Below are 6,331 nucleotides of genomic sequence, written 5' to 3' on the forward strand. Positions count from 1 at the left end.
ATTACGCAATCATTTTGAGTGCAAATTTGACGAGTCTTTTGGCTCATTAGTACGCCTAACCTTTTGCAGGCTTGATCTATTAGATAGATTGAATTTTGTGATTTAGCCACTATAAAAAGCTCTCCATCATTATATTCAAATTCACCTAAAAGTAGCTTTGCATCATCTCTTAAAAGCTCTAAGCTTTTTTTAATTCCATTTCTAAATTGCTCTACAAAAGAATCACTAAATTCAGCCCTAATTTTATTACGGGTAAATTTTAGATTTTGATTAGAGTTGTCTATGAAATATTTTATATTTTGAGAGTGTAGAAATTCTAAAATTTCACTACGGCTAACACTTAAAAGCGGACGAAATACTCCTATTTCTCTATTTTGAGACTTTAGGTGCCTTGTACTAAATTCGCTCATTCCAGCTAGTCCCACAGCGCCACTACCTTTAGCTAGCTGCATTAACAGCCATTCAGTTGCATCATTTAGCTGATGTGCTAAAATCAAAATTTCATAACCAAACTCACATATTATAGAGTCAAAAAACTCATATCTAATTGTACGAGCTGTCATCTCAAAATTGGAGCTGGTTAAATTTAAATTAGCTTTATGGATAAATATTTTTTTATTAAATTGTTTGCAAAGTTTTATAGCACTTTGTTCTTCAGTATTGCTGCTAGGGCGAGTTTGATAATTTACCATTGCACAATCAAAGCTTACCCCGGCTTTAACTAAAAGATAAAAAAGAGCTGTACTATCTACTCCGTGTGAAAAAGCTAGCAGCGCCTTTTTGTCTTTTAATGGTTTTAAATTTAACTGCAAACAATCTGTCCAATTAGCTTATCTTTAACAAATTCAGTGATCTGACAATCATAAATTTGTCCTACTTTTGGATTTTCAATCTCGCTATCATTGATAAGAATCTCACCATCGATATCTCTATCCCAAATTATAGCTTTGGCGCCATAAAACATATCACCTTCACTACTTGCGCCATTGATTTGTACTTTGATAGTATTTCCAACTAAGCTTTTAAAGCTCTCATCAATGCTAGATTTTATAATCTTTTCAATCTTATTTAATCTTTGAGTGATAATCTTTGGTTCTACTTGTTCCATTTCATAAGCTAGGGTATCTTCTTCTTTAGAGTAGGCAAATGCACTTATTCTATCAAATTTAAATTTGCTCAAAAACTCACAAAGCTCATCAAAATAGCTATCTTTTTCTCCTGGATGGCCTATTATTATCCCGGTACGTAAAAAGCTATTAGGTGCTTCTCTCATCATTGTTAAAAGCTCAATTATCTTATCTTTATTAGCACCACGACGCATTATCTTTAACATTTCATCATTGATATGCTGTATAGGCATATCAAAGTAATTTACAAATACTTTAGAGTCAATAATTTTTTGGATTAGTTTAGCATTTGTAGTGGTTGGATATAGATATAATATTCTAGCTGCATTTATTCCTTTGATCTTTTCAATCTCATCTATAAGAGCAATAAGCCCTTCATTTTCTCCATGATCACGCAAAAATGAGCTGCTATCTTGTGCGATAAAGCTAAAATCGCTATATCCTCTACTAACTAGCTCTTTAACCTCATCAACGATACTTGAAATATCTCTACTTTTTAGCTTTCCTTTAAAGCTAGGAATTGCACAAAAGCTACATTTTTGATTACAGCCTTCAGAGATTTTGATATATGCGTGATAGCTTGAACCAGTAATTACTCTTTTGGTATTAGCTGCTTGCAAATAGGTTTCTGGGCTAAATAGATTTTGTTTTTTAAGAATTATCTCATCTATTTTAGCATAATCTCCAACTCCTGTAAATATATCTACTTCTGGTAGCTCACGCATAAGCTCATCTTTATATCTTTGCATTAAGCAGCCAGTAACTACTAAGACTGAATTTGGTTTTTTATAGCTTGCTAGTTCTAAAATTGTGCTTATACTTTCGCTTTTAGCATCTTCTATAAAACCACAGGTATTTACTATCATTACATCAGCTAAGCTAGGATCATCTACTAAATCATATGCGCTTAGCCTTCCAAGCATAATCTCACTATCAACTAGATTTTTATTACATCCAAGTGAAACCAAATATAAATTTGCCATATTACACCCACAAATTATCAATTAAGCGTGTATTGCCTACATACGCAGCAATTAAAATGATAGTATTACCAAGTTCAATACTATCAACTGGTTTTAAATTTTTATCCACAATTTCGATATAATCAACCTTTAAAGGTTCTAGACAGCTACTCATTGCATTTTTTATCTCAAGAGTGTTTAGCTCATTGGCTTTAATTAGATTGCTAGCTTTCATCAAAGATCTTGAGAGCTTTAGTGCTTGGGCTAGTTCGTCATCATTTAGATATGAGTTGCGACTTGAAAGCGCTAAACCATCGCTAGAGCGAACTATATCAACAGGAATTATATTAATTGGCATAAATAGCGATTTTACCATATGTTGAACTATTAAAAGCTGTTGGGTATCTTTTTTACCAAAATATGCATTTGTAGGATTTATGATATTAAAAAATTTAGTCAATATTGTACAAACACCATCAAAATGCCCAGGCCTTGTAGCGCCTTCAAGAGTACTAGATAGCTCTTTTGGCGCTAAGATTTTTGGCTCTATTTGGCTATAAATTTCATCAACATCAGGCATAAATATCGCATCTACATTGCATAATTCACATATTTTTATATCAGCCTCAGGTGTTCTAGGATATCTATTTAAATCCTCACCGGCTAAAAACTGTGTTGGATTTACAAAAATGCTTACTATAGTGCAATCATTTTGTGATACGGAGCTTTTTATTAATTGCGCATGGCCAGCATGCAAAGCTCCCATTGTCGGAACAAAGCCTACACTTCCACTGCAAGTAGCACGGAATTGTCGCACTTCTTGTATTGTTTTTAATATCTGCATTAGACTCTCTTTTAAAATTTTTAATCTATAATTTTAGCATAAATTTTCAAATTTTTTTCCTTTAAATAATTAAATTTTAACCATATTTTAGATAAAATTTCATTAAAAATTTAAAAGGTAAAACTTTGGATAATTACGAATATAACGAACTTTTAAAGAGTTTAAAGATCAAGGTTGACAATATTGCTAAGGTTATAAATCCTACATCGATACAATCTAGACTTAAAGAGATTGAAGCCATAGAACAAGACCCTAGCTTTTGGAGTGATGTTGCAATGGCTGGGCAAATAGGCAAGGAAAAGACTAAAATAAGTTCTATGCTAAATAAATTCCAAAATGCTAAAAACCTATTAAATGATTCTATGGAGTTATTTGATTTAGCAAATTCAGAAAATGATTTAGATACTATAAATTCGTTATTTGATGATTCTGTGCATTTAGAAGAGACTATCACAAATTTAGAAGTTGCTATGATGCTAAGTAGTGAAGATGATAGCAAAAATGCTATTGTAAGCATTCATCCAGGCGCTGGTGGAACTGAGAGTAATGACTGGGCTAGTATGCTATATAGGATGTATTTAAGATTTTGCGAAAGAGAAGGGTTTAAGGTTGAGACTTTAGACTTTCAAGAAGGAGATGAGGCTGGATTAAAAGATGTAAGTTTTATCGTAAAAGGTGAAAATGCTTATGGTTATTTAAAGGCTGAAAATGGAATTCATCGCCTAGTAAGAACTAGCCCATTTGATAGTGCTGGTAGGCGTCATACAAGCTTTTCAAGCGTAATGGTAAGTCCTGAGATTGATGATGATATCGAGATTGATATCGATGAAAAAGATATAAGATATGACTACTACAGAGCTAGTGGAGCAGGCGGTCAACACGTTAATAAAACTGAATCAGCCGTACGCATAACCCACCATCCAACTAGAATTGTAGTTCAATGTCAAAATGATAGAAGTCAGCATAAAAACAAAGCTACAGCTCTAAAAATGCTAAAATCAAGATTATATGAGCTAGAACTAGAAAAGCAAAGAGCAGCTAGTCAATCAGTAGAAAAAAGTGAAATGGGCTGGGGACATCAAATTCGCTCATATGTTTTATTTCCATATAAACAAGTAAAAGATAATAGAAGCAATATTGCCTATTCACAAGCAGATGCAGTTTTAGATGGTGATATTAAAAAGATAATAGAAGCTGTATTAATTAGCCAAAAATCAAACAATTAAGGAAAAGATAATGAGTTTAGAACTAGTGCTAACTGGACTTGGATATAATATAAATGATGCGCTTTTAGAGCAGGTAAAAAGAGTTTTGTCAGCATCTGATTTTGATGAAAAAGAGATTGAACATATTATAAATTTACATGAAAAAATCAAGCATAGTGATGGATTTGTCGCTCTATCTAATAGTGAGGATAAATTTAAAATCAAATGCGAAAGTACTATTCCAGAGATTATTGATGAATTTAATGAGATTGTGCAATCATGGGCTAATAAGTATAAAATCGTAATAGAAAAATTAGCTGGTAAACAAACTTATTATATACTAAGGAGAGAGGGGTGAGAAGGGTTGTATTATCGATTTTGGTTGGATTTGCGCTAGCTGGCTGTTTACCAAAAACCCCATCTCCAATTACTATAAAACCAGCCCCCGCTCCAGCAAGTAAGCAAGAGATTAAGATTAAAATAGAGAGTTTTTATGCTCAGTGCTCACAGCAAAATGATGCAGCAAAATGCAAAGGGCTGGTTGATGAGATTTATAAGAGTGGAGATTTTAAAAGTGCGGCGATTGCTTATGATATGGTTTGCTATGGTTTTCAGTATATTCCAGCATGTAAACAGCTAGCTGATATGTTTGCTCATGGCGATGGAGTGCCAAAAGATGCAGATACTGCTATATCGATCTACCAAATTGCTTGCAATAATGGAGATAACAACTCTTGTGATTTAGCTAGAAATTTAAGAGTGCAAAATCAAAATAGATAATCTTTAGCCAAAGAAAAAATCTCTTTGGCTATTTAATTAAAATTTATAGTTATAACCTAAATAAGCACCATAATCCATTCTATTTTTATAACCTTCTATACCAGTAGATGTATAATTGCTTTTTAAACTAAATTCAATTTCGTCGTTATCATTTATTGCATAAATACCACCAAGTTTTAATATTACCTACTTTTTCTGTTGAGCCGTTAATGGCTGTATCGATACTTTCTCCTTTTGTTATAGCTACACCAACGTAAGCTCCAATTAAAGCTTTAAAATTATCATTAATCGATGGAGTGTATCCTGCTCCTAAGATGATGTTATGTGATTGGAATTTTATTTCATTATTGCTATAGTTTGAATCATTTACGCCAGATTTATCGCTAGACTCCATTTTATAACTATATCCAGTCCAAACTCTGTAGATGTCAAAATCTTTACCAAATTTAAGGCTTAATTCGCCAATTACATCTGATGGATCATCAGCTCTCCAGCCATCTGATGCATCAATATTAGTTGATAAAATCGCTCCTTCAACACCTATATAAGTATTATCTAAAAAATTAGCTTGAGCTACCGAGCTTAAAAGTGCAGTAGCAACCAAAGTTTTAAAACCTAATTTAGCTATGCCTACCATAGTAATCCTTTTTACTAATTTACCTTATTATAATAAGTTGAATAGAGATTATATATAGTATTATTAAAAATAACTTATTATAATAAGGTATTTTTATGCTTAATGAAGAACAAATTTTAGAAGCTTATAAAATAATTGGGCAAAATGTAGCAAAAGTTAGAAAAGAGCGCAAGGTTTCGCAGTTAGCTTTATCTTTAGAGATGGGATATAAATCTGTAAGTGTAGTAAGTTTTGCTGAGATTAGTCTAAAAGGAGCCCATTTTAATATTGCTCATCTACTTCAAATATCTACGATTTTAAATGTGCCATTAATAGAACTTTTAGATGGTGTCCAAGATATAATTGATATGAGCAAAACAGAGCAATTATCTAATTAAGTTAAATTTGGATTAAAAGAATTAAAGATATTTTAGGCCTATTGATAAGCTAATTTATAGAATTAAATGAGTAAAATAGATTAAAATTCAGCCAAGTTATGCTAAAACCTGGCTGAATAATTAATTATTCATAAGCTCCAACAGAGAGTATTTTTTCCATTCTAGCACTTACTACTTCGTCAATTGATAGACTCTCAAGCTCTTCTAGCTGAGTTCTGATATACTCGCCAACAGCAGCTATAGCACCATCTCTATCTCTATGCGCTCCCATAACTGGTTCATCGATAACATCATCGATTAAATTTAGCTCTTTTAGGTCATCAGCCGTTATTTTCATAGCTTTTGTAGCAGCTTCGCTTTTACTAGGATCATTCCATAAAATTGCTGCACAACCTTCTG

8 protein-coding genes and 1 pseudogene are annotated in these 6,331 nt (G+C 32.4%); 4 read left to right on the plus strand and 5 right to left on the minus strand.

The window, feature by feature from the left end:
• The 3 genes from tilS to panC form a co-directional block, all read right to left on the minus strand.
• Positions 1-812 (minus strand): tRNA lysidine(34) synthetase TilS (gene tilS, locus J6V67_RS00430; RefSeq protein ID WP_291857164.1); only part of this gene is annotated, 812 nt, incomplete at its 3' end.
• Positions 803-2,110: a 30S ribosomal protein S12 methylthiotransferase RimO gene (gene rimO, locus J6V67_RS00435; protein ID WP_291857166.1), complete on the minus strand. Its 1,308-nt coding sequence runs from the start codon at positions 2,108-2,110 to the stop codon at positions 803-805. The genes rimO and tilS, both read right to left, overlap by 10 nt.
• 1 nt (position 2,111) lies before the next feature.
• On the minus strand, positions 2,112-2,933 hold the full coding sequence (gene panC / locus J6V67_RS00440) for a pantoate--beta-alanine ligase (protein WP_291857168.1): 822 nt from the start codon (positions 2,931-2,933) through the stop codon (positions 2,112-2,114).
• Positions 2,934-3,058: 125 nt separating this feature from the next.
• On the opposite strand from panC, the gene prfB reads away from it, so the two are divergent.
• Genes prfB through J6V67_RS00455 form a run of 3 tightly spaced genes read left to right on the plus strand, consistent with a single transcriptional unit; the run spans position 3,059 to position 4,918 of the window.
• Positions 3,059-4,159, plus strand: coding sequence for a peptide chain release factor 2 (gene prfB, locus J6V67_RS00445; protein WP_291857170.1), 1,101 nt, complete (start codon positions 3,059-3,061; stop codon positions 4,157-4,159).
• A gap of 10 nt (positions 4,160-4,169) precedes the next feature.
• Entirely contained in the window at positions 4,170-4,496 is a 327-nt protein-coding gene (locus J6V67_RS00450) for a type II secretion system protein (protein WP_291857172.1), read from the plus strand.
• On the plus strand, positions 4,493-4,918 hold the full coding sequence (locus J6V67_RS00455; protein ID WP_291857174.1) for a hypothetical protein: 426 nt from the start codon (positions 4,493-4,495) through the stop codon (positions 4,916-4,918). Before J6V67_RS00450 ends, J6V67_RS00455 begins: the two co-directional genes overlap by 4 nt.
• A gap of 148 nt (positions 4,919-5,066) precedes the next feature.
• Here J6V67_RS00455 and J6V67_RS00460 read toward each other — a convergent pair whose 3' ends face one another.
• The gene (locus J6V67_RS00460; RefSeq protein ID WP_291857176.1) at positions 5,067-5,555 is read right to left on the minus strand and encodes a hypothetical protein; all 489 of its coding nucleotides are present in this window, start codon (positions 5,553-5,555) and stop codon (positions 5,067-5,069) included.
• A 95-nt stretch (positions 5,556-5,650) separates the two neighbouring features.
• On the opposite strand from J6V67_RS00460, the gene J6V67_RS00465 reads away from it, so the two are divergent.
• Positions 5,651-5,932: a hypothetical protein gene (locus J6V67_RS00465; protein WP_291857177.1), complete on the plus strand. Its 282-nt coding sequence runs from the start codon at positions 5,651-5,653 to the stop codon at positions 5,930-5,932.
• A 124-nt stretch (positions 5,933-6,056) separates the two neighbouring features.
• Here the strand turns inward: J6V67_RS00465 and J6V67_RS00470 are convergent.
• Positions 6,057-6,331: pseudogene (locus J6V67_RS00470) on the minus strand (acetyl-CoA carboxylase carboxyl transferase subunit alpha); the annotation flags it as partial.

The sequence above is a fragment of the Campylobacter sp. genome, assembly GCF_017646085.1.
Taxonomy (GTDB): domain Bacteria; phylum Campylobacterota; class Campylobacteria; order Campylobacterales; family Campylobacteraceae; genus Campylobacter.

Coding starts and splice junctions, on each gene's coding strand:
- panC (WP_291857168.1), bottom strand. CDS start 2,933: ATGCAGATATTAAAAACAATACAAGAAGTGCGACAATTCCGTGCTACT.
- rimO (WP_291857166.1), bottom strand. CDS start 2,110: ATGGCAAATTTATATTTGGTTTCACTTGGATGTAATAAAAATCTAGTT.
- J6V67_RS00465 (WP_291857177.1), top strand. CDS start 5,651: ATGCTTAATGAAGAACAAATTTTAGAAGCTTATAAAATAATTGGGCAA.
- J6V67_RS00460 (WP_291857176.1), bottom strand. CDS start 5,555: ATGGTAGGCATAGCTAAATTAGGTTTTAAAACTTTGGTTGCTACTGCA.
- J6V67_RS00450 (WP_291857172.1), top strand. CDS start 4,170: ATGAGTTTAGAACTAGTGCTAACTGGACTTGGATATAATATAAATGAT.